The sequence below is a fragment of the Faecalibacterium sp. 3 genome, from assembly GCF_048323735.1.
Lineage (GTDB): Bacteria > Bacillota > Clostridia > Oscillospirales > Ruminococcaceae > Faecalibacterium > Faecalibacterium wellingii.
In genome coordinates this window covers 2,111,542-2,135,409 of sequence record NZ_JBLWFN010000001.1, presented here as the reverse complement: position 1 = coordinate 2,135,409, position 23,868 = coordinate 2,111,542, and the positions used below count along the sequence as shown (strand labels likewise).

Annotated in this window: 15 protein-coding genes, 1 tRNA gene and 1 pseudogene; 2 read left to right on the top strand and 15 right to left on the bottom strand. The window is 54.8% G+C overall.

Going from position 1 to position 23,868, the window contains the following annotated elements; all coding sequences use genetic code 11:
• Nucleotides 1-107: 107 nt before the first annotated feature.
• The 4 genes from ACNSPV_RS10140 to ACNSPV_RS10125 all read right to left on the bottom strand — a co-directional run bounded on the left by ACNSPV_RS10140 (nt 108) and on the right by ACNSPV_RS10125 (nt 3,606).
• Nucleotides 108-1,529, bottom strand: coding sequence for an amino acid decarboxylase (locus ACNSPV_RS10140; RefSeq protein ID WP_348583516.1), 1,422 nt, complete (start codon nt 1,527-1,529; stop codon nt 108-110).
• Complete coding sequence (scfB, locus tag ACNSPV_RS10135) at nt 1,526-2,977, bottom strand: thioether cross-link-forming SCIFF peptide maturase (RefSeq protein WP_348583517.1); 1,452 nt, start codon at nt 2,975-2,977, stop codon at nt 1,526-1,528. The genes ACNSPV_RS10140 and scfB overlap by 4 nt, the downstream gene beginning before the upstream one ends.
• A 66-nt stretch (nt 2,978-3,043) precedes the next feature.
• Nucleotides 3,044-3,190: a six-cysteine ranthipeptide SCIFF gene (gene scfA / locus ACNSPV_RS10130; protein ID WP_005926683.1), complete on the bottom strand. Its 147-nt coding sequence runs from the start codon at nt 3,188-3,190 to the stop codon at nt 3,044-3,046.
• A gap of 122 nt (nt 3,191-3,312) precedes the next feature.
• Nucleotides 3,313-3,606 carry a DUF2508 domain-containing protein gene (locus tag ACNSPV_RS10125; RefSeq protein ID WP_249236608.1) on the bottom strand — a complete coding sequence of 98 codons (294 nt, stop codon included), beginning with the start codon at nt 3,604-3,606 and terminating at the stop codon, nt 3,313-3,315.
• A gap of 257 nt (nt 3,607-3,863) precedes the next feature.
• Between ACNSPV_RS10125 and ACNSPV_RS10120 the strand changes: the two genes are divergently transcribed.
• A tRNA-Gln gene (locus tag ACNSPV_RS10120) sits at nt 3,864-3,937 on the top strand.
• 98 nt (nt 3,938-4,035) lie between these two features.
• Here the strand turns inward: ACNSPV_RS10120 and ACNSPV_RS10115 are convergent.
• The 11 genes and pseudogenes from ACNSPV_RS10115 to ACNSPV_RS10065 form a co-directional block, all read right to left on the bottom strand.
• On the bottom strand, nt 4,036-5,796 hold the full coding sequence (locus ACNSPV_RS10115; protein WP_348583518.1) for a bifunctional UDP-sugar hydrolase/5'-nucleotidase: 1,761 nt from the start codon (nt 5,794-5,796) through the stop codon (nt 4,036-4,038).
• A gap of 266 nt (nt 5,797-6,062) precedes the next feature.
• Complete coding sequence (locus ACNSPV_RS10110; RefSeq protein WP_348583519.1) at nt 6,063-7,835, bottom strand: oleate hydratase; 1,773 nt, start codon at nt 7,833-7,835, stop codon at nt 6,063-6,065.
• Between the two features lie 217 nt (nt 7,836-8,052).
• The gene (gene rnr, locus ACNSPV_RS10105; RefSeq protein ID WP_348583520.1) at nt 8,053-10,173 is read right to left on the bottom strand and encodes a ribonuclease R; all 2,121 of its coding nucleotides are present in this window, start codon (nt 10,171-10,173) and stop codon (nt 8,053-8,055) included.
• Between the two features lie 166 nt (nt 10,174-10,339).
• Nucleotides 10,340-10,591 (bottom strand): preprotein translocase subunit SecG, encoded by a 252-nt coding sequence (secG, locus tag ACNSPV_RS10100; RefSeq protein ID WP_249236604.1) that lies wholly within the window; start codon nt 10,589-10,591, stop codon nt 10,340-10,342.
• Nucleotides 10,592-10,692: 101 nt separating this feature from the next.
• Nucleotides 10,693-12,288 (bottom strand): peptidoglycan D,D-transpeptidase FtsI family protein, encoded by a 1,596-nt coding sequence (locus tag ACNSPV_RS10095; RefSeq protein WP_348583521.1) that lies wholly within the window; start codon nt 12,286-12,288, stop codon nt 10,693-10,695.
• 438 nt (nt 12,289-12,726) lie between these two features.
• Nucleotides 12,727-13,881: a site-specific integrase gene (locus ACNSPV_RS10090; protein ID WP_348583522.1), complete on the bottom strand. Its 1,155-nt coding sequence runs from the start codon at nt 13,879-13,881 to the stop codon at nt 12,727-12,729.
• Nucleotides 13,882-13,987: 106 nt separating this feature from the next.
• On the bottom strand, nt 13,988-14,182 hold the full coding sequence (locus ACNSPV_RS10085) for an excisionase (RefSeq protein ID WP_158394678.1): 195 nt from the start codon (nt 14,180-14,182) through the stop codon (nt 13,988-13,990).
• 212 nt (nt 14,183-14,394) lie between these two features.
• Nucleotides 14,395-15,757: pseudogene (locus ACNSPV_RS10080) on the bottom strand (VapE domain-containing protein).
• A gap of 76 nt (nt 15,758-15,833) precedes the next feature.
• Nucleotides 15,834-16,874, bottom strand: coding sequence for a hypothetical protein (locus ACNSPV_RS10075; protein WP_348583523.1), 1,041 nt, complete (start codon nt 16,872-16,874; stop codon nt 15,834-15,836).
• A gap of 1,106 nt (nt 16,875-17,980) precedes the next feature.
• Nucleotides 17,981-21,289, bottom strand: coding sequence for a DEAD/DEAH box helicase family protein (locus tag ACNSPV_RS10070; protein WP_348583524.1), 3,309 nt, complete (start codon nt 21,287-21,289; stop codon nt 17,981-17,983).
• On the bottom strand, nt 21,289-23,295 hold the full coding sequence (locus ACNSPV_RS10065) for an Eco57I restriction-modification methylase domain-containing protein (protein WP_348583525.1): 2,007 nt from the start codon (nt 23,293-23,295) through the stop codon (nt 21,289-21,291). The genes ACNSPV_RS10070 and ACNSPV_RS10065 overlap by 1 nt, the downstream gene beginning before the upstream one ends.
• A gap of 153 nt (nt 23,296-23,448) precedes the next feature.
• Between ACNSPV_RS10065 and ACNSPV_RS10060 the strand changes: the two genes are divergently transcribed.
• Nucleotides 23,449-23,775 carry a helix-turn-helix domain-containing protein gene (locus tag ACNSPV_RS10060; protein ID WP_348583526.1) on the top strand — a complete coding sequence of 109 codons (327 nt, stop codon included), beginning with the start codon at nt 23,449-23,451 and terminating at the stop codon, nt 23,773-23,775.
• Nucleotides 23,776-23,868 lie beyond the last annotated feature (93 nt).

The following is a 23,868-nucleotide window of genomic DNA, read 5'->3' as shown; positions in this document are numbered from 1 at the left end:
AGTGTGCTCCTTTCCCTGTCCGTTTCTACTGGAAAGGTATGCGGCTGCCGGGCTGGATATGCCCGTAAAAAAGGCACCGTGCCAGACGCACGATGCCTTGGGAAAGGTTATTGGGGTTCACGGATGACCGAGACCTCTTCCACATGATAGCGTTTCATCCATGCTGCTGCAGCCGGTGTGATCTGTTCGCCGCTCACCACGATGGGAATGGCCGGCGGGCAAGAGACCGTAGGCATGGCACAGATGCGGCCGACTGCCTGCTCTGCGGGCAGCTGTTCCTGCGATGCGAAAACGGCCTGCCGGATGGTACAGCGGCGGTGCAGGCCGCGCTCCAGCTCCGCAAATTCACCGGCAGTTTCTTCCGGGAGCGTCACCGGGCCAGCAAGTTCTTCCGCAATGCGGAGAACGGCTGCGGTAAGCCGCTCGAAGTCCTGCGGCGGATTATCCGGTGTGAACATCAGCACCAGATAACGCGGGTCGGCGTACTCGCACTCGATCTTTGCGGCACGCAGCTTTTCAGCAAGCTCTGTTCCGGAAAGCCCCAAAACCGCAGCATCCAGCGTGACCTTGAGTGGTTCGCTTTCCAGTGCCAGCGGCCCCGGGCAGTGTTTTGCAGCAGCAGCTTCGTTCAGCTCCCGGCGCAGGCGGGTCAGATGACCGCAGCACTGCAAAAGCCGCAGCGGATAACCCTCCGACAGGATTTGGTTGCATTTGTCCAGCGACTGCAGGATCAGATAGGACGGGCTGGTGGAGCCAAACAGTGCCAGCGCATTGCGCACAGCAGCCTCATCCTGAACAGGAGCGTTTTTGCCCAGATGCAGGTATGCGCCCCCGGTGACAACAGGCAGCGTTTTGTGGCCGGAATCGCAGCACATGGCTGCGCCCAGTGCAATAGAATGCTGACCGCCCTGCGGCAGAAAACGCAGGTAAGCACCGTGGGCATTATCCACCAGAAGCGGAACGTCAAAATCCTTGCACACTTCGGCCAGCGCTGCAATATCCTGCACACCGCCGAGATAATCCGGACTGGTGATGTAGACGCCAAAGGGCCTTTTGCCCTGCTGTGCCAAACCCTGCAGAGCACCTGTCAGCTTTGCAGCCGACACCGGGCAGCTGCAAAGCGCACCGGCATCCTGCGGCGCAGGCCAGAGCCACTGGATATCAAAATCCAGCAGTGCCGCCGCATACAACAGCGCTTTGTGAGCGTTGCGCGCTGCCAGCAGGACCGGGCGCTGTCCGGCTGCGGGCGCAGCCTGCAGTGCAAGGCACAGCATTGCACGGATGCACTGGGACGAGCCCTCTGTGCTGTAATAGGTATGTACCGTGCCGAACAGCCGGGTAGCATTGGCTTCGCTCTGGGCAATGATGCCGTCAGCCCCATACAGTTCATCCGCACCCTTTATTTCGGTAATGTCCCATGGCTCAAAGCCCAAAAGGCTCTGGCCCTTGTGGCCGGGCATATGCAGCCGGGAGGTGCCGGACTGGGCGTACCGGCGCACAAAATCCACAATGGGCGTGGTCATGTTCATTCGCAGGCTTCGCCGTCTGCGCAGGCGCTGCAGGTGGAGCCCAGCTCAATGGGAACTTCGATGCCCTTGGCGGCAAGTTCCTGATTCTCAGCCACCTTGATCATGATGGCGCACTCCATGCGCTTTTTGAACAGCTCACAGCCGTACTCGTACACGCCGGTGATATTGCCGGTGGCATGGTAGGAGTTGGCTGCACAGCCGCCGGAGCAGTACAGCTTTGCCCAGCAGTCCTGACACTCCTTGCGGGCATAGGCGTTGCAGTGCTTGAACTCATCCCGCACAGCGGTGTTGGTAACGCCCTTCCAGATATCACCCATCAGATACTTGGGGTCACCCACGAACTGGTGGCAGGGATACAAATCGCCCCAGGGAGTGACGGCCATATACTCGGTACCGGAACCGCAGCCGGAGATGCGCTTGTAGATGCAGGGACCGCCGGTCAGGTCGATCATGTAGTGGTAGAAGGTAAAGCCGCGGCCCTCGCGGTCGCGCTTGATCATTTCCTTGGCAAGGATCTCGTACTGTTCCTTCAGAATGGGCAGATCCTCCTCGGTCAGAGCGCTGGGCTCACCGGGCTTGGACACCACAGGCTCCATGCTCAGCTCGGTAAAGCCGAGGTCTGCCATGTGGAAGATATCGTTGGTAAAGTCGGTGTTGTAGTGGGTGTAAGTGCCGCGCATGTAGTAGTTCTTGTCGCCGCGCTTCTTCACGAACTCCTGGAACTTGGGCACGATGGTATCGTAGCTGCCATGGCCTGCATAGTCCTTGCGGAAGCGGTCGTTGACCTCTTTGCGGCCATCCAGACTCAGCACCACATTGTGGCACTCCTTGTTGCAGAAATCGATCACATCGTCATCGATCAGCATACCGTTGGTGGTCATGGTAAAGCGGAAGTTCTTGTTGTGGATCTTCTCCTGCTCACGGCAGTAAGCCACCAGCTTTTTGACCATATCAAAGTTCATCAGCGGTTCGCCGCCAAAAAAGTCCACCTCAAGGTTGCGGCGGGTGCCGGAGTTTTCGATCAGGAAGTCCATGGCACGCTTGCCCACTTCAAAGCTCATCAGCGCACGGTCGCCCTGATAGCGGCCCTGCGAAGCAAAGCAGTAGGAGCAGTTCAGGTTGCAGGTGTGTGCAACATGCAGGCACAAGGCCTTGACCACGGTATTGCGGTTTTTAAAGTCGAAAGCCATGTTCTCATAGGTATCCGGCGTCCACAGCTTGCCAGCCTCCTTCAGAGAAGTAACATCATCGATGCACTGGCGCAGATCTTCCTCGGTCACATCCTCGCGGTCGCCATACTTTGCCAGCATGGCAGAGACGATCTCATCGGCAGAATGCTCCGGGTACATGGCAATGATATCATATGCCACATCGTCCACCACATGCACCGAGCCGCTGCAGGTATCCAGCACGATGTTATAGCCATTCAATTGATACTGATGTACCATTTTACTCTCCATTCCAATTACACAAAAAAATGCCGCCCGGCAAAGGCGGCATGGGGTTTGCAAAAATTACTTGTTGCTGTTCTCGCACTGCTGGTTAGCCACGCCGCAGGAGGTCTTGCAAGCGGACTGGCAGGAAGTCTGGCACTCGCCGCAGCCGCCGGTCTTAACGCTCTTGGTCAGGTCACGAGTAGCAATGGTCTTAATACGTTCCATAATAGAAAACCTCTCTAGCTCTCAAAATTTCATCGCGCCGGGAAAAGCCCGGTACTCATTTATCTTTGCCTATGATAACACGCAAGGAGCTTTCTGTCAAGATTTTTATGCCGCTAACCTGTTTAAAGCTGCCCGGCAGGCTGATATTTCGTCAGGACAGTATGCAGGCCAAGCTCCCGCGCCCTGGCCAATAAGTACCGGTAGCGGCACAATAGTGCCTGCCTCTCATAGATGCGCTGTTCGATCAGATCGGTGTCTACCTCCAGATCAAACATCATTTCGTTGCGTTTCAGACAGAACAGGCATTCCTTGAGCTCTTCTTCCAGTTCCGGGTGGTAGCGCTCGTGCTCGGTGTCCCGCGGGATACGGCTCGAAAGCAGGGTCTGCGTAGTTTGATTGTGGGTTCGTTCCAGCATAAGCCATCCTCCTCTTTGTGCATCTGAAAATCTGTACATTTCATTCTATGAGGAGCGGCGTGCAGAATATGCCGGTTTATGGGTGGATGCAAAAAAACCGCCCTGCCGGGTGTGCCGGGCATTGAAAAACTTCTGCGGTTTTGCGTGCATTTTGAAAAAGTCTGAATTTATTTGAAAAATATGCTTGACAAAGCCTGCTTTTGTGCGTATAATAGCACACGTTGAGCGGCTCGCGAGCCAAACAACACCAAAGATTTTGGGGATTTGCATAGTGGTAGTGCGGTAGACTCTGACTCTACTTGTGGGAGTTCGATTCTCTCATCCCCAACCAGAAGCCATCCGGTTTATATCGGATGGCTTTTTTCGTTCTATTTCGTTATACAAAAACAGCGCACCGCCCTGCCGGACGGTGCGCCTTTTTATGCGGTTTTACAGGATATTGATGCGGCCTGCGCCGTAAGGATCTTCGTAATTCAGCAGGTAGCCCGGGTAATCTGCCAGCGGGCTGTTGGCTGTTGCCAGATGCGGCAGACCCTCAGCGTCTACGCCGCCAAAGGTCATTGCATAGGTGGACATCACAAGGTAATCCTCAGACACATAGTCCTTGATCAGCTCTGCGCCATCGAACATGGCAAAGCCATCGCCCAGATTGCGCAGCGTGTAGTTCATGCCAGCCAGTGCATAGGTCTTGTTCGGGTCCAGCGGCAGATAAGAACCGGAAGCCTTGTCATAGATCTTCACGTTCTGCACGCGCGGAGTTCCGGTAGCGCTGCCGATCCAGACATTCTTTTCGTCGGTCTGCACCGTGTTGGGGATATCGGTGTGAATCTCGTATGCCGCACCTGCCACATGCAGGAAGCCGCCGTTCTCCTTGCCGCCCTCGCCTGCAAAGCGGGCTGCAAATTCCAGTGCATCCTGGATCTGCTTGCCGGTAACAGACATCAAACAGGCCACATTGCCGAACGGACTGACCTGCTTGCAGGTCTTGAAGGTCCAATAGCCTGCGTTCACATCTGCACGGATGCCGCCGCCGTTCATAATGGCGATATCGCAGTGCAGCTGCTCTACCTCATTGAAGTAGGTGTAGATGCCATCGGCCACAAAGTCGCCCAGATTGGTCTCGGCTGTGCGGATGCGGCGATTGCCGGTCTCCGGATCGGTGACATAGAAGTTGATCTCAGAAGCAGCGATCTTCTCGCCCAGCATATCATCCACAGAAGCGACCCACGCAGTCTGGATGCCTTCAACCACACTGTCGGAGCCTTCGTAAGAGGAGATCAGACGGGTAGCAATGGAACCATCGGTCTTGATGGTCATTTCGCCCACATTGGCAAAATAGGAACCGGTCTGGGTCAGAGCAACTGCCTTGCCGGACAGATCCTTCACCCACTCACACTCCATCTTGGTGTGAGAGTGGCCGTCGATGAATGCATCAAGGCCGGAGGTGTGCTGAATGACTTCCCTGCTGGTCCAGGGCGAAGAGGACGGGTCAACACCCAGATGGCCCAGACCGATCACGTAATCTGCCAGCAGCTTTGCCTTATCGATGGATTTCTGCACAGCCTTATACAGCTTCTGACCATCGTCGCCGCCCAGAATATCATAGATGTAGCGCTTCTGGCTCTTATCCATGAAGTAAGCCGGAGTGGACTTGGTGAAGGTCTCGGGCGTGGTGATGCCCACAAATGCGATCACGCGGCCGCCGATGGTAAAGTACTTGACATCCGGCAGAACGCGATTGCCCAGCGGCAGATTGACCCAGTTGCTGGAGAGGTACGGGAAATCTGCCTCAGCCATCGCCTCTTTTGCACGGGCCATGCCGTAGTCGAATTCATGGTTGCCGGGCGTAGCAACATCATAGCCTGCGGCATTCATCAGCTGGATGATAGAGGCACCTTCGTCCATGGAACCATAAGCAGTACCCTGAATATGGTCGCCTGCGTCCACCAGCAGAACGTCCTTGCCTGCATCCTGATAGCTCTTTTTCAGGGCGGCAATAGCGGCATAGGTCAGTTCCGGAGACTTTTTGTCGATGTAGGTGTGGACATCGTTGGTGTAAAGAATGGTGATGTCCTTCACGCTGCCCGGGAAGCAGGCAGATGCAGCGGGAGCACCAAGGCTCACGGCAGCAACGGCTGTGGTGACGCCTGCGGCCTTCATAAAGCTGCGGCGGGAGATAAGTTGCTTCATGGAAAACGACCTCCTCTTAGAACTTTCTTGTTTTCATCGGGCGTACAGATCCAGCCCGACACTTGTTGCATTAAGCATAACATATATGCCGCCCAAGAGCAAGCCAAAATGACACAATTTATTCAAATTTGATATTTGCAAGTCATACTTTTTATGCAAAAAGTCTCATTTTTTAACAAAAACCAAGCCCGCACTTGCAGTCAGTCGCTGACTTACAAATGCGGGCCTGATTTTAGGGGGATCCAAAAACGAAACGGAGAACCGGATCAGATGGCATTGTATTCCTTGAGGAATTTTTCAAGGTCAGTACCCTCGATTTTTTTCAGAGCTTCCTTCATGGCAAGGCGCGGGATCAGCGGCAGATCCATGTCGGTGATCTTCTTGCCGTCGCGCAGCTTGACCGTTGCATCGATCAGAGCGCGCACGTCGTAGGTGCTGCCCCAGACCTCGGGCACGCCGCGGTCGATGTTCAGCAGGGTGTACACAGCCTCCATACCGGTGCGCATGGAGTATTCGGTGGTGAAGATGGTGTCGCGGGCGGTTTCGGCAAACTGGCCGAGGAAGGCAAAGTTCACAGCGCCCTCGGGCACGATATCGGGGCGGTCGCCCATGGCACGGGGCATAAAGAAGGCGTCGATATAGGGCATCATCACAGGTACGGTGTTTGCGCTGTGCTCTGCCAGCTCCTCGATCTGAGCCTCGGGCACACCGATGTGGTACAGCCACTCCATGCACAGTTCCTTGCCGGTGCAGTCACGCATAGCTTTCTTGACATAGTTGCCGGGCTTGTCGCTGAACAGACCGTAGACCCAGACACACAGCTGGTTCTTAGGCTGGTCGCGGAACTGCTGCTGGCGGTTCAGTGTCCAGCTGAGCAGCCAGTTGGAGTCCTTAACGGTGACGATGCCGCCGGTGACGGTGTGGCCGCTGAACGGGTCACGCTTGCAGATCTTCTGGATATACTGCGGGATCTTGTCGTCCAGAGTTGTAATGGTAGCGCTCTCCCAGTTGGAATGTTCCGGGTCGGAGCAGAACTTCTCGGGATGGCCGAAAGCGGGATCCTGTGCAGCGATCTTTTTCCACAGATCCCAGCCGTTGCCCGGCTTGATGGTGGGGTCAAAGCCTGCAGCCTTGTCCTGCGCACCCACGGTGCTACTCTCCACACAGCCACCGTTGGTGATGAACAGCAGATCGTTCTCGGTCAGGTCGATGGTGCTGGTCTCCCCCGCATGCTCCACGACCACGCTGCTTGCCTGCTTGCGCTTGCCATTGATATCAAATTTCACGTCCACGACCTTGGTCTCATAGTGGAACTGCACGCCGTGGTCCTTCAGGTAAGTGACCATGGGCAGGATGATGGACTCGTACTGGTTGTAGCGGGTAAAACGCAGGGCGGTGAAATCCGGCAGACCGCCGATATGGTGGATATAGCGCTTGAGATAGAGCTTCATTTCCAGCGCACTGTGCCAATTTTCAAAGGCAAACATGGTGCGCCAGTACAGCCAGAAGTTGGAGTTCAGCACCTCATCATCAAAGAAGTCGGTGATCTTCTTATCCTGCAGCTGCTCGTCAGGGGTAAAGAACAGCTTCATGATCTCCATGGCACCCTTATCGGACAGGCCGAACTTACCATCGGTGTGGGCGTCCTGACCGCGGTCCACGGTAGCGCGGCAGAGAGAGTAGTTGGGGTCTTCCTTGTTCAGCCAGTAATATTCATCCAGCACGCTGGCGCCCTCGGTCTCCAGAGACGGGATGGAGCGCAGCATATCCCACATTACCTCAAAATGGTTGTCCATCTCGCGGCCACCGCGCATCACATAGCCGATGTCGTACTTATAGCCATCACAGGCACCGCCGGGGATGGGGTCTTTCTCGAACACATGCACATGCTCGCCCTTCATCTGACCGTCACGGACCAGATAGCAGGCAGCCGTCAGTGCTGCCAGACCGGAACCGATGATATAAGCGGATTTATGATCGACACCCTCCGGCTTTTTAGGGGTTGCAAAAGCTTCATAGTTGCCACTGGAATAGTACATAGAAAAGCCTCCCTGCTTTTTATTGCGTTTTTCGGCATCCTTGCGCCGTCCTTATGGCAACAGTATACCCTGCGCAGACGCAGCAAACAACAAACAAATTTTCATCCGTGTATAAACTTTATACAATCATCCTGTTTTGCTGGAAATGCGTCTAAAATATGACAAAAAAAGAAGGAGGAAGAACCGGACTGGTCCTTTCTCCTTCGGGAAAAACAGCTTATTTTGCGTTTGCCGGAGCAACTTCAAAATCGATCTTGCCCAGATTGACGTCTGCGCGCACGATGGTGATCATCATAGTGTCGCCAAGGCTCCAGTTTTTGCCGGAGACCGGGTCGGACAGGCGGATGCCCTCGGTGAGCATGGTGCCGGAAGGGGTCAGGCTGGAAGCGGGCACAAAGCCCTCCACGCCGTTTTCCAGTTCGATGAACAGGCCGCGCTGGGTCACGCCGGAAATGCGGCCTTCGTAGCACTCGCCCAGATGGCGGCGGGCGTATTCGGCCTTATAGCAATCCTCTGCCTTGCGCTCGATCTGCATGGCGATGATCTCACGTTCGCTGGACTGCTTGCTTGCTTTTTCGGCAAAGTCGCTGTAGCGCAGCACCATGGTCTCCTTATCGATGCCCTTGAGCTGAGCCGTCATGATGCGATGGATGGCCAGATCCGGATAGCGGCGGATGGGGCTGGTAAAGTGTGCGTAGTCCTGCAGGACCAGACCGTAGTGGCCTTTGGGCTTTTCCTCATACACAGCCTTGGACATGCAGCGCAGCATCCCGGTATTGATGATCTGCTCATACGGGCCGCCGCGCACACCTTCCAGGATCGCGCTCAGTTCCTTAGGGGTGGGCACATCCTTGGCAAAGTGGTCGTTGATGCCGCAGGCCTGCAGCAGGGTGTGCAGGCGTTCCAGTTTTTCGGCATTGGGCTCCTCATGCACACGGTACACAAAGGGGATCTGCTTCACGCGGGCAAAGTGGGCGGCGCACTGGTTGGCCAGCAGCATGAACTCCTCGATCATGGCTTCGCTCTCGCCGGAAGTGCGCTTCTTCACGTCGATGCAGTGGCCATCCTCGTCCAGGATCAGCTTTACCTCGCCGCTCTCAATGTCCATGCAGCCGCGCTCCTTGCGCAGGCGGGCACGGTGGCCATACAGCTCCTTCATGGCAGGCAGCTGGCTGAGCACCTCGTGGTACTTGCCCTTCAGCTCGTCGTCTGCGCTGCCGGCAAGCAGAGCATTGATCTCGGAGTAAACACCCTTGACGCGGCTGCGGATGACCGTTTTCGCAAAGCGATAGTCGGTCAGGTTACCATCCTTGTCCAGACGCATCAGGCAGGAGAACGCCAGACGCAGCGCACCCTCGTTCAGGCTGCAGATGCCGTTGGAGAGCTGCTTGGGCAGCATGGGAACGACCTGATCGGCATAGTAGACGCTGGTAGCACGGTTGAATGCCTCGTTATCCAGCTCGGTGCCGGGCTTGACATAGTTGGAAACATCCGCGATGTGGACGCCCAGCTCAAAGCCGCCTTCCGGGGTCTTGGTCAGGCTGATGGCATCGTCAATGTCCTTGGTCTCGGCACTGTCAATGGTGAAGATGGGCAGTGCACGCAGATCCATGCGGCCCTCGGTGTCCTTTTCAGAGACCTCGGCATTCTCCAGCTTCTTGGCTTCTTCGCGGACTTTATCCGGGAAGCGGCTGCGGATATCCTGCGCATAGAGCAGGGCCTTGGCGCAGCGCTTGGCTTCATCCGAATTGCCGAACCGCATGGCAACGCCCACACGGTGATCTTCCTGACGGTTGCCGCGCTGCAGGATCTCCACGGCCACCTTGTCGCCGTCCTTTGCGCCGCCCTCGCAGTCACGCATCAGCTGCATGGAGATGGCCGGGCAGTCATCCGGCACGAATTTCAAGCGGCCCTCGATACGGCGGGCAGTGCCCACCAGAGAATTTTTCTCTTCCAGAATGGCAAGGATCTCGCCTTCATCGCTGCCCTCCACACGGGGATGCTCAAACTTTTCCACAAGCACCATGTCACCGGGCATTGCACCGCGGGTAAAGCGGCCCGGGATAAAGATATCGCTGGTGCCGTCCTCCAGCATTACAAAGGCAAAATTTTTGCCCAGTTTGACCACCTTGCACAGCAGAGCCTTGTCTGCACGGCCAGAACGCACCGTAAAGAACACACCCTGACGCTGGCAGATGACTGCCTCGTGCACCAGCTGGTCCACAGCCTCCATCACCTTGCGGTCCGCACTGCGGTCCCCGCCGAACTTTGCCTTGAGGTCTTTAACTGTGCACGGCTGATTCTGGATCGCGTGCTCAATTTTATCGCGCATTGCCATAATAATCTTTCTCCTTGCTCTTCCATGGCCGCAGCCTCCAACGTGCCGCAGCGCTGCCGGTTGTGGGCCAACTGCCCCACCCTGCCCGGCGGTCAGACTGCCGCCGACATCCTATCATAATACAGAAAAACAGCCCCGTCCTTTACACGGGGCTGCACGAACCTTTTCAGCCTGCCAGACGGCCTGCAAACAGACATGCCAGAATAGCGACCACAAAGAAAACGACACCTGCAATGCGGGTCACCTTGGCCAGCATCTGGTCAGCCGGGGTCAGGCGGGCATTGTTTGCACCGCCCACGCTGCCATTGATTGCACCGGAAAGGCCCTGACCATGCGTGTGCTGCATCAGAGTGAGAAGGACGATGACGAGCGAAGCGACCAGCAGGATCACACCGCCAACAATTTCGATAACAGACATGGATTGAAACGCTCCTTTATTATAATTCAATGAAAACCACGCAAAAATACAAATATATAGTAGCATAACAAGCGTGAAAAAGCAAGCAAAAACCGCGCATTTTACACCAGAGTACGAAGCATGGCGCACAGCCGGGCAAAGATGGCTGCACTGGAATAGGCCGTTTCGGTCTGCCCGTCCTGCAGCACGATCACCGTCCAGCGGGGCTTTTCTGCCGGGTAAAAGCCTGCAAACCACAGATTCTTGCGTTCTGTTCCGTCAGCATCAAACTGTCCGGTCTGAGCCGTGCCGGTCTTGCCGCCCGCACCGCCTTCCAGTCCTGCAGCATCCTGTGCAGTGCCCTCTTCCACCACCTGACAAAGCATTTCACGCAGAAGCGCTGCATTTTCCGCACTCATCACCCGCCTCGACTGCGGATGCGCAAGCGTTTCCAGCGGTGTACCGTCGGTTTCGTCAACCGTGCATTCCAGAAAAAACGGCGTGCGATACATTCCGCCAGAGGCGATGGCATTCATCATGGCGGCGATCTGCACCGGCGATGCCAGCAGGCTGCCCTGCCCAAAGCTGAAATTGGCAAGCTGACCGCTCCGGGCGAGTTCGGCTGCGTCCGGCAGGTTCCCGGATGCAGCATGCAGATTTCCTGCCAAGCTTATCTCCTGCCCAAATCCAAAACGCTGCGCCGCTTGCAGTAAATTCTCTGCACCCAGCTGCTGCCCCAGCCGTACAAAATAGCCATTACAGCTTTTTTCCAGTGCTTCTTCTAGTCCGATCTGCCCATGCGGCACACCGCCTGCGCAGCGGAAGATCTGTCCATCTATCACTGCGGCACCCGTACATTCATATTCCGGAAAAACGCCCTGTTCCAGTGCCGCCGCTGCCAGCACCGGCTTGAACACCGAGCCGACGGTATAGCATTCCAACACGCGATTCAGGAATGGGCTGTCAGGTGCGTCCAGACTGGCGGCAAGGTTATACGGGTCATAGCCCGGCATGCTGACGCTGGCGCGAACCGCAGCAGTGGCCGTGTCCAGAACCAGAATGCACCCGCTGGTCATAGTCTCCGCTGCTACCGCTTCCGCTGCGCGCTGCATTTGACGCGAAATGGTCAGCTGCGCCCCCACAGCCTTGCTGTCCTGCCGGAGATACTGCGGTGTTTCTCCGGCTCGCAGCTGTCCCTGAGCGGTGACAGCGCACAGCAGGACGTCATGTTCCCCCGTCCCGGTCAGCAGCTTGTCCAGTGCTTTTTCCAGTCCGGCAGCTCCATGGCCTTCGCCATCCAGATATCCGATCAGCTGCTGGCACAACGGTGCTGACGCATACCGCCGGGCAAACGGATAGCACGACACTCCCTGCCAGTAAAGATCACGCTCCACATTCAGCAGAAATGGCATGGAACGATTCCGATTCTGGTACAAAAGCACCTTTCCGTCCTCATCGGTATAGGCATACAGGCGGGAATAGCTGTTTTCGCCCGGGAAGCAGAGGGCCAGATATTGCGTTTCCAGCCCGGTGAGCAGTGCACCGGTATGATCGTAAAAATTTCCACGCCGTGCAGGCAGCGCAAGCCGAACCGCGCTTTGCGCTTTGGCGCAGGCTGCATAAGTCTGATTCTGTGCCAGGAAATACAGGCGGCACAAAATCACTGCAAAGCTGAACAGAATGGCCGCATACAGCGCCAAGACCCTCTTGCCGGACATAAAATTCCGCCTCCTCTTTTTATAAGGGTGAGCAGAACAGCAGATGAATATGCGATCACACCATCTTGGGCCGTCTCCGTTTCTGACGCAGAGATGCTGTTTTATGCCAACTGCGAATGCAATCCGCAGCAATTTTTAACTAAAAAAGGAGGCGGACCCTCCAAAGAAGATCCGTCTCCTTCATGCTGTTTATTCGCGCAAGACGCTTTTGAGACTTAGTACATGCCGCCCTTCCAAACCACACTTTTGGAGCCGAATCACGAATATCGGGAAACGTAGACTTTTGTAGAATTATCAAGGCCACAAGCCGATTTTTCCAGATTCTCCGTTTTTGCACGATCCACGCTTTTCTACGCAAATCTACGCCACTTACCGGGTGATTGGCGTAAGTTTTGGCGTAAGTTTCGGCGTAAGAAATTCCGCTTCATGCGTCGAAAATCACAGGTTGCCGGCGATCTGTTCAAAGGCTCTTTCAACCGATTCAAAGCTGCTGTGCGTGTAGACATCCAACGTCACACTGGCATTGGAGTGTCCCATCAGGTATTGCAGGCTTTTTACATCCAGCCCGGCCTGCTGAACATTGGTGCAGAAGGTGTGTCGCAGCACATGAGGTGTAATGCGCGGAACAGGTTTGCCGTACACCTTCTCAAACTTTCCCTGCACGCCACGCATATAGTTTTCCAAGTGCATTGCCACCTTCGGCATTCCGGACTTGTCCAGAAAGAGGAATCCGCTGCAACCATCCACCAGCGCTTCCACTTTCGTGGACGCTCTGGCTTTTACTACACGCCGCAACGCTGCACAAACAGTATCTGTCATGGGAACATTGCGGATACCGCTTTTTGTTTTCGGCGGTGTGACAAAGTAGGGCTTTTCAGCCGTCCGGCAAAGCTGCCGCCGGACATGGATACAGTGCCGTTCAAAGTCGATATCTGCCCGTGTCAGGCCGTACAACTCGCTTACCCGCAAGCCGGTTCCCATAAGAATGACGATATCATCATAATAGTTGCCGCCATAGTCTTGAACGAATTGCAGATATTTCTCCTGCTGTTCTCTGGTCAGGGCATTGCGCACATAAGCGTCCTTCGGCACAACGTCCGACAGCTTGAATTTAAATGGATTCTTGCGGATAATGTCATCCTCCACCGCCATCTCAAACGCCGGTCTGACAACGCTTTGCAGGATTCCTATGGTGTTTTGCTTGAAACCGCTGTCATGCAGAAACACGAACCAGCCTTTCGCATCGGACAATTTTACCGTTTTGATGGCTTTTTGCCCGAAAGGGTCAGCATGAATCCGCTTGACCGCTGTGTTGTACGACCGAAGTGAATTGGGTTTCAACCCACGTTTCAGGTTCATATAGCGGTCAACCAGATCAGCCACCGTCATCTCTCCGGCGGCGTAGTCGATGCCGTCTGCCAGATCGCGCCACAGTTCTTCCTCTTTTTTCCGCAGCTCTGTCAGGGATTTAGCGTAAATACAACGCCGTTTCTTGTGGATATCGGTATAACGATAGTCGTAGGTGCCGTTTGCTCTCTGGCTTTCGCCATCCTTCAAAACACGGCCCTTGCTATCCTTGCGCTTTTCAGACATTTAGAAACTCCTTTCTGTGAAAAGCGCATATAGGGATTAATTTTAGTATACCATACCGACCATGCGATTTCCACCGATATCGAATAGAAAAGACGTTGCACAGTTCTCAAATAGAATATGCCTGCTCGATATAGCAATCAAACAAGCGGCGCTTGATCAAACGCTTGTTGCCCACCCAAAGGACAAATTTGCACTTATCCTCGTTGGTGATCTCACGCAGTTTATTGATGCCAATACCGGAGTAAGCCGCAGCTTCCTCCAAACTCAGATTACTCTTTTCCCAAATCGGGATTTCTTTCATAGATAAATCTCCATATCCTTGTAACCGAACGCCTGTAACCGTGCAGGAAAACTCTCTTTTGCTGCACGCAGGACATTCGATGGACTTTATACTTTTTCTTATCTTTTTAAGGTTACATGGTTACAGAAAGCGGAAAACGCAGCAATCATGCGGTTTTTGCGCTGTAACTGCAGCGTAACCAAACCTGTAACTGACCGTGTAACCGCTGTCCATCAGAAGGGAAAGCCCAGCTGCTGGGTTTCCGCATCCGTTATCTCGGAGAAATCTTCAGCCCCGGTTTCGGGGCTGGTTACGCGCTCCCAGCCTTTCTGAACCCCGTACTTCGGATAACGCTTGGCGGTCTTGTGCGCCTGCCAGCCTTGGATATCGCCGCGCGAAATGCCGGTGTTCATGATCTCGCAGATAGCACGGGTCTCCCACTCTGCCGGGATGTTGGTGTTGCCCAGTGCTTCCGCATAAAGCTGCTTGGAACACACCCGGTCACCCGTGTAGTCCTCCAGAAAGGCGTAGATCATACCAGCCTGCGCATCCTCCTGCATGAAGTCCTGCTGGTGAGCTTGCAGCGTTTCCTGCATGGCAGGGCTGAACGCCAGCTTATAGTTGCCGCTGTTGTAGATGGTCATGGCTTCTGCCCAAAGCTGGTTGATATAAGCACGGGAATCTTCCTCGTTGTCCAGAATGTGCACTTCGGCCAGTTCCGCATCCACCGGAACAGGGATGAAGCGGCGGTTGCCTGTGCGGTCACGGGGCAAAAAATCCTGCCGATTGGTCGTGCCAGCAAAGACGCACTGGCGCAGACGGTCGGCAGGATGGGTCTCGTAGGGGACTTTATAGGTTTCCTTCTGCTTACTGAGAAAACTCTTGATCTCCTCGATGCTCTTGGCATTGGCGGTGGCGATCATCTCCAACATTTCAATGATCCAGTGACCTTGCAGCTTGCGGTACACGTTGTCATCATCCAGCCGCCGCAGGTCATCCGAGAACCACTCATCCTTGACCGCCAGCAGCCGGAAGAAGGTGGACTTTCCCGGTCTCGCCTGTCGGCTCGGTCGGTGCTTCAAAATGCTTGCAGCATTTTGAGGTCGCCACTGGCGACCCGCACCCTTGCCCGCCCACCAGACAGAGCATGGTTTCAAATTTGCATCCCGGCTGGAACACGCGCTTAATGGCTCCCAGCAAGAAAATCTTCATGGCTTCGCAAGTGTATTCGTCCTCCGCAGCACCGAGAAAATGGTGCAAGACGTGGGCTATCCGTTCTGTTCCATCCCATTTTAGGCCGTTCAGGTAGTCCCGGATGGGGTGGTAGCGGTTCTCGTTGGCAACAATGCGGATAGCAGATTCGATTTTCTTCTCGCTGGAGATGCCGTATTTCTCCATCCTCCGCAGGATATATTTCATGTCTGTGTCGTTCAGCGTCTTGCCGAAACGGGGCCAGCCCACAGGCTTTACGATGTCGATGCGCTCGCTCAACAGGTTCAGCCGGATGGCATCGGCAAGCACATGGTCATTCTGCAGAATCGTGATGCAGTTCTGGATCGTCCGCTGGATTTCACCGTTAGAGTGCTTTGCCAGCATTTTCTTCACATCTCCAACGGTTCGGGGAGCACGTTCTTCGTTGACTTCTTTGCTCAATAAACATCACCTCGTACTATTATTGAAAACGATTTTCTGACTTTTCGGCGGTAGGTGGTGCGGACGGCTTCCGCTGGGTCTGTTCCGCCTGCAAGCGATTCAGCAGTTGCAGAACGGAATCCCGTGCTTTCTCCTTGACCTGTTCTTTGCCTTTCTGCCGAACTTCCGGCTTCAGCAGCTTCTCCTGCAAGCGGGCAGCAGTGGTCTGCATGGTCTTGAGAAACTTGTCCAGCACGGTGTCCAACCGATGGGCGGCGTACTCTCTCGTGGCCTGCGGAGCCTTGCGTTCCGGGGACAGCACCCACTTTTTTGTGTCCTCGATCATCCGCATATCTTCCTTGCGGGTCTCGGTGCGCACCACGTCCGTCACGACCTCCACCGCCTTGTCGTAGGCTGCAGCCGAAACTTCATCGATCAGCGTTTCCATGTCGTTGACCTTGAGGGTCAGTTCGTCCAGCCTGTTCTGCTGGGCGGTAAGCCGCTCCTTCTGCTTGGCAAGGATAAAGTCCTGCTTCTCCAGATATTTGCGGTTGCCGTATTCTGCTTCTTCCTCCAGTTCCAGCCCGTGCCGTTTCGCAATCTCGAACAGCATCTTCCGGCAGGCGGCATCAAAGGTGATCTTGCGGTTGTTCCGGCGACTGAGAGGCTTGTCCGGGTCGGGCAGCTCGAAGCCCAACGCTTCCAGTGCCTTTTCCTGCTGAGGAGCGATCTCGCCGTACTTGTTCTCGCAGTCGAATACATGACGCTCGTGGATGTGGGGCGTGCTTTCGTCCAGATGCAACGCCCAGTCCAGCACATGAACGTGGTCGCCATACTTGGCTTTGAACTCCTCGATGAACTCCGTGACGATGTTCAGTAAATCCTCTGCCGAAGCATGATTGTCCTTTGTTCCCAGCTGGTAGATGGTCTCTTCCGGGCAGGTCTTGCGGCTGGACAGCAGGTCGGGAATGGAGCGGTTGCGCTCTGTGTGCCGGATCTTTGCGTTACGCTCGTTCTGGTTTTCGATGAAGACCGTGTACCGGCTCTCATAGAATTGCCGTTCCACATCCGAGAAGGTCACGGCCAGATCATCCGGGTCGGGTGGAGCAAGAGCCGAGCGGAAACCGTGGAAGCAGTCCCAGTAGATGTTGCCCTTGGCTCGTTCCGAGTCGATGTGTTCACTGTTGGCAAGGTTGAAACTGCGGTCGTTGTGCTTGGGGTTGTAAGTGCCGTGGGTTCCGGCTCGTCCGTTGTGTCGTGTTAATTTCAGATAGACATCCCTCTTTTCCTGTATTTTTTGTGTACGGCCACTCGTGCGATCAAATCACAGGAGTGATACAATTCTTCTAAGCAACGGGTCTCGCATTTCAAGACCGTGTCTTGAAATCTTCTCTCGGAATCGAGAGGTAATCCTTTCGGAAAAGGATTTATGTGTTTGTTCTACTGCAAAGAAAGTGGCCTACCGCTCCTTCCCTCAGTGGGAGATCATGGCGTTTGTCGCTTTCTGCTTAGAAGAGTTTGCTTCTGCTCTGCAAGAAAAGTATAACAGAGAAACTCATAGTCGAACAGGAACTATGAGTTCCTAATTTTCAGTGAAAGTAGGAAGCATCGTTCCCATTTCTTGTTGCATCGCTATTCTTTCTTTGCGGGAAATCACTAAGATGCTGCATCTCTGCAATTATCATAGCACCTGAAATCACTAAAGTCGTGGGCTTCGTAGGCCTATTATTGGCCCCCTAAGTGAACCTGTTTTGATTACTTTTTCCTGATTTTGGTATAAGGTTTAGCGGGGGGCTTCTTTCATTTCAACAGCTTGCCGGGAGAGGACGCAGCAGCGGAGCTGCTGGATCTGCCGCCGTTTTGCGCCAGATAATACCCAGTAGGATATGACGCACAGCATCATATCACTGGGCAAGGCGTTCCCCCTTGACTCCCTTCAAAGGGCTGCGGTCTCGCCTGTCGGCTCGGTCGGTGCTTCAAAATACCTGCGGCCTTTTGAGGTCGCCACTGGCGACCCGCACCTCTGCACTCTTGCTCCGGGCAAACTGTCCTGAACGGACAGCTCGTCCGGCTCCGATGTAACGAAAACTGACAAATTCGTCCGTTTTCGTAATCGTATAGCACAAAAAGGCGGCCATCTGCACCCATGCAGACAGCCGCCTTTGGTTTTATGCCGTATTCTATTGGTCAATCTCTGAAGATCTTATCCAGTTCCCTTTCCATGGTGCCCGTCTTGGCAAATTCCAGCGTATCCGCCTGACGGATATGGTGGGCGGTGATGCCGTGATCCTTTGCAAAGCCCAGAATGTAGCTGATGGCAATGCGGTAGATGATCTCGGTCGGCGCAAGCCCATAGACCTGCTTGGCAAAGATATGTTCCAGCCGGGCGTTATCGTCCGGGAAGGCTTGCCGCATCTTCTCGCTGCGGTAAAGGCGCTTGACGATTTCCGTAATGTACAGGCCGGACTTCATGTAGGGGTCCAGGAAGGTCTTACCGGGGTCATCGAAGCAGCCGGGGTTTTCCTGCTCCAGCAGATCCACCATCTTTCTCACCACCCACTTGGGGGTGAAGATCTGGTTGGTTTTCTGGGGCGGGATGTAATCGAAGATATCCTCGGTGCGGCTCTCGTCAAAGTAATCCGCCAGCTTGACCTTCAGGTTCAAAAACTCCTTCACCGAATCATCGAACACCACCGGATCGAACAGGTGGCCTGCAAAATGCTCCTCCTGTCCGGTGGTTTGGTTGATGTACGGCCCGCCGTCCCGCAAAAAGCGGAACTGCTCCAGCGTGATGCTGGTGACCTCCTGAAAGACCTTGTCCGGGATGATCCGGTCAAAATTTGCCAGCGTCACAGTCTCGTCGCCGTAGGCCATGAGGAAGGACGGGATGGTGCGGGAAAAGCCCCGGAGATGGTCACGGACGGTGTCCTCGTAGCCCTTTTTCTCCTGCTCCTTCTGGTTGGTCTCCACGGTGCGCACGATGGTCTGCTGCATCTCCTGCGCCGTCTGCTGGATGGTGGATTGCAACGTCTCCATCAGGGCGGCGGTGCTCTGCTGCTGCTTTGCGTCAAATTCCCGGTTCACCTGCTGGCGCTGCTGGGCGGTGGTGCAGCTTTGCAGCTGCTGGGTGCGTTGGGTCTCCAGCTGGCTCTGGTCGATGCGGTAGTTGTCCACCACCTTGTTCACCGCCACGTCCATCTTGGCTTTGGCGGTGCTCTCGAACCGCTTCTGGTCGGACAGCTTCAGATCCCGACCATACTCCTGCTTTGCCTGCTCCACCATAGGAGCGATGATCTCCTTGGTGATGCTCTTTTTCAGGGGTTCCAGATGCTCTTCTTTGGCAGGAGCCGGAGCATCTGTCAGGTCTTGCAGGGCGGTGTCCAGTGCCGGGGTGCTTTCGTAGATCTTCGCCCCAAACACATCCGCTGCCTTGCCAATGACGTAGCCATCATCCAAATCCACCTCGCCCTTGTCGTTCAGGGAGAGGTCTGCGCCGGTCTCCGGGGTGATCTGGATGGGCTTTGCCTTGGCTTCGCTGATGGGCTGGAAGTTTTGCAGAATGTCCAGCACCTCCTGCGGCGCACTGAACACGTTGGAAATGTTCTGGAACAGGAAGTTGCTCTGGAACCCCATCCGCACCACTTCCTTGGACTTGATCTTCCGGGGGATGCTGAGGACTTTTTCTGCATCCAGCGGGATCATCTCCCCTTCCTCGTCCTCACCAATGACCGGGAAGAAGTTGAGCAGATTCTGGATGTGCGCCTTGCGCTCCTCGGTGTCGCCCTTGCCGCTGGCGGTGTCCTGTGAAAGGTCGTTGGCGAACTGCTCGTAGATCAGCAGGGTGCGGGCAGGGTCAAAATCGAACACATAGGCGTTCTCTTTGCGGCGGAAGGTGCCGTTTTCGTGGAAAAGACAGGGGTTCTGGGCACGGAACGCCGCCTGCATATACAGCGCCGGGCTTTTCAGGTTGGAGAGCATCAGCACCGCCGACCACTCCGGGATGGTGACACCGGTGGTCAGCTGCCCCACCGACAGGGTGATGGTCTTTTCGTGATGGGCGATGGCGGCTTTCACCCGGTCAAAACTCTTCTGGTTCTCGTCCGTGTCGTCCAGCTTGCCGTCACCGGCGGCAAGGATCACCTCATAGTCCCGGAATACCGGGTGCGTCTGCAGCTTTTTCGCCAGCGCTCTGGCGCTGTCCACCCGGTTCAGCAGCCAGAAGGTGTGCTTCAGTTCGGCACGCAGTTCCGGGGTGGAAAACGGAAACTTGTTCTGGGTGGTCATGGCATCCAGAAAGCGGTCTACCTCGGCTTCGTGCTCAAAGCTGCCGCTGGGCTTTACCTTGAAGAACTCGTTCAGGTCAAAGGCAAATTCCTGCGTTTCGCCGTCGATCTCCACGCCCTGCTGGATCTCGTCCCGGATGATCTCGGACATCTGGTAGGTGTAGAGGTTGAGCATGGGGAGGTTTGCGTAGGGGTTCTGCTGCCCCGGTTCGCCCTGCCAGTTCCGTTTGGCGGCCTGCTCGTCGGCGTAGGTCCAGTTGAAGATGGCATTCCCGGCAAACTTGTCGTTCGCCAGCGCCTTGAAGGGCGTGCCGGACAGGTGCAGCGTGAAGCGGCGGCGGATGCGGTCAAAGGCAAGGTCGGTCTTGTAGGTGTCCACGCCCTCGTGGGCTTCGTCGATGACCAGCACATCCCAGTTCAGCTCGGTCAGGTGGCGCAGCTTGTCGTACTCGCCGCCGAAATACTTGGAGCCTTTCATGTCCTGCAAGCTGACGAACTCAATGCGCTTATACAGTTCCTCGCCCTGTGCGGCGGCATCCAGATAGCCCTGCTCGTCCAGCACATGGGGCTGCCCGGCAAGAGCATCCACATGGCTGACAAACAGATAGCCGGATTCCCTGCCCAGAAAGCGCACATAATCGCTGTACCAGCTGTTGGCGATGGCAGGGCGGTTGGTGACGATGAGCACCGTCTGTGCATCGACCTGCTTGCAGAAATCGTAGACGGAAAGGGTCTTGCCAAAGCGGGGCTTGGCGTTCCAGAGGTATTCCTCGCCGGGGTGACTCTGGTAATAGGTCTTGGTGTCGCGGACAGCCCTTGCCTGCTCCTCCCGCAGGGTGTAGGCGATGGCGGCATCCAGCTGCACCCGGCCCCGGTTCATGCGGAAATCCTGAAAATACCGCCGGGACTGCTCCCCATCCAGATGGAACCACTCGTTTTTGCGGTCGTTCTCCACGTTCAGCTTGCGGAGGTAGGCGTGGAAATCGTGGTCGGTGAACACCTCGCCGCTGCCGTCATCGTAGACGGCATTGCCCCGCCACTCCTCATGGTACAGCACATCGGCGGTGTGGGTCTGCTGTTTCAGGCGTTTGTCCACCGACTGCTCGGTGTAGCCGATCTTCGTCCAGCCGTTGTGCCGGGCAATTTCCGGGGTGGTATAGGCGTAGATCATGGGCACCACCTGCCGGGCAGTGCGCAGGGTTATGCCAGCCATTATGCCATCTCCTTTACATGGGTCTCAATAAATTCGATCTCGTCTGCGGTCAGGTCATACTTGCGGTAAAGCTGCTGGTCGATTTCCGCCACCGACTTGCTCCAATCAATGTCGGAATGAGCAGTAAAGTCTTGAAGGGGAACGTATTTCCATTTGGATGGCGTTAAGTCTTGCGTGATTTTCACAACACCAAGCATCGCCCTCATAAACCTCGATTTAATGTATTTTAAGAGGTTATCGCATTCCTCCGCAGTGTCAAATAATCCGACGCTTACAAATGATTCTGTTGCACCCACTCCCGGTTCACTGATTTCCGGGAGAGTCAAAACCTCTCCGAATGTCCCCGTACCATTTGCTTTCGGCATAAACAACTTATACTTATCAAGATTTGCAACATTATTTACATAATCTCTGCGAATAAATTTATATGTTCTCTCGTTGTTTTGCCGACCAAATATCCTAATATAGTCATGTCCATCATCAGGCTTTTCATCCTGATATACATCCGACAACCGATCAAAAGCATTTGATTTCAAATCATACGCATGACCTTTACTAAGTCTTGAAGCTGCATCTGGATAATCCTCATGCAACCTATCTGTGTAATGATACGCAAAACTTGTAATTACTATCTTTTCTATCGAAACAAACGATTTATGATTTTTCACTCTATGAAGAATATCGTTCAATTCATTATACGGAGTAAAAGAACCGATAGCCCCAAACTCTGCATTACCATCACGATATGTAATTGCAACGCCGCCCTTTATGTCGGTGTTTGAAAACACCTTACTGCTGTCCGGTTCATAGTACAATACTTTCAGATGCACGTCATTCAGCATTTTTTCATTCCAGACCTTTGCGGTTTTACCCGCATTGAACAAAAACCGTGCAGGAGTAATTAGTTCTACTTTGTCCGATATTTGATAGGACGCATCCATGAAATCATTATAAATCGGTTTATCCGATGTGTTTTGCAAGGTTTCCTGATACGGCGGGTTTCCGATGATATAATCAAACTTCATGCTGGTACTCCCTTCCTGAATGGTTTCAAAGTTCTGGGCGGTTCCATGGCTGCCCTTGCGCCAGTTTTTCACTTTACAGGATACCGTGGGCAGCTGCGGCTCTGCCGCTCCGAACATGGAAAAGAGGTCAAGCTGTTCTGTCTCCGGCTGGGGCTTGCCGCCGGGCACGGACAGGCGCAGGCCGTCCATCTGCCACAGGTTCCAGCTTATGATGGTGGCGATAGGCTGTAACTCTTCTTTTGTGGGTTTGCGCTGCCAGCGGGCTTGCAGATGCTCTGCATAGGTCAGCAGCAGGTTGACCCGCGCCAACAAAAGGTTATCGCCCTGATACTCGTAGCCGTAGGTTGACTGCACCGCATGGGTGGCATATTTGCGCCACTCTTCCTCTGTGGCGGCGTTCTCGCTTACCACCCGCAGCTTGCGGTCCAGAATGCCAATGCGCCGAGCTACCGGGATCATCTCGCCGGTGGCGGCATCGTACCGGGACGCCAGAAAGGGGGCTTCGCCGCAGGTCACCTCCAAGCGGCGGCTCTGCACATACTGTACCCATGCCGGGGTCCTGCCCCCGCAAACCGGGAACTGCACCGGCGTTTCCACCGTCTGCCAGCCTTGGGGCAGCTCCACCGTGAACTGCCCGGCGGTCTCTCCTGCCCCCAGCCCACGGAACCAGTCGGCGTCCAGTGCGTTGTTCATCTTGTTGCAGACCCATGCGGGCGAGAATACTTCGCCCTTTTTGCGGGTGCGCTGCTGCTGGGTGTCGGTCTGCTTCATCATCCGGGGCAGCACCACCTCGTAGTGGGTCAGCCCGAGCTGCTGGGTGGTGATCTGGGATCTATCCGTCACCGGCTCGTACATCACCGTTTGCAGTTCTTCCGGCGGGTCGGTGGCCCAGATGATGTTTTTACCGGTGGAGCGGTCTTTTAGAAGTGTATCCAGCACCGCCTGCACTTCCGGTGCGTGAAAGTCGATCAGTTGTTCCAACGGGGATTCCCTCGCTTTGCCTTAGCGTTGCGGCGGAAGTGATAATATTCTTAGCACTTTCAGCCTATACTAACAAGCATCTTATCACTTTCGAGGTAAATTAACAAGATTCTCGGCGTTTTTTACCAAAAGTGATATGAAACACCTATACTTATGGCAAAGAAAGGCGGGAAAAAGATGATTGGAGCACGATTAGCCGACCTGCGAGATTGGAATAACCAAACGCAGGAAGAACTCGCCAAAGCCCTTAATGTTGCAACCTCTACCATCCGCAGTTGGGAGCATGAAAAGAGTTCCCCAAACCACGAGATGTTGATTGCCATTTGCAGGTACTATGGCACCTCCGCCGACTACCTGCTGGGGCTGACCGACATTGACCCCTCGGACGAAGCCCGCAAACAGCGCCAGCGCCTGACCGAAGAAGAACAAAACGAGATGCACCGTTACGAAGAATATTTGCTCTGGAAACGCAAAAAATAAGCCGCCCAGCGAGACCGTAAGGTCGCTGGGCGGCTGTTTTCGCCTCTTGACAAATACGTAAAATACGTATATGATGCAATAAATGAGGTCACA